Consider the following 241-nt stretch of genomic DNA (forward strand, 5'->3'; position numbering starts at 1 on the left):
GCTGGGCGATCGGATCCGCGAAGGCTCCGGTGCCACCGCCGCTCACACGATCGACGAAGGCCGTCGGGTTGTCGAGATCCGACGAGTCCGGCAGCAGGTCGGGATGCGCCCACACAGGGTCGCGGGCCTCGGTGCCGGCGTCGGTGGTGAGGCGTCGCCACAGCGCAGCGGCCTCGCGCACCGTCCGGGGCCGGAGCTCGAGGCCGACGAGCGTAGCGAAGGTCTGCTCGGCCGGTCCGCC

Annotated in this window: 1 protein-coding gene; it reads right to left on the minus strand. The window is 73.9% G+C overall.

Going from position 1 to position 241, the window contains the following annotated elements:
* The coding region (locus NVV99_RS26800) for a zinc-dependent metalloprotease (RefSeq protein WP_260783337.1) at positions 1–241 on the minus strand (241 nt) is incomplete at both ends.

The sequence above is a fragment of the Rhodococcus sp. PAE-6 genome, from assembly GCF_025290685.1.
Taxonomy (GTDB): Bacteria; Actinomycetota; Actinomycetes; order Mycobacteriales; family Mycobacteriaceae; genus Rhodococcus; species Rhodococcus pyridinivorans.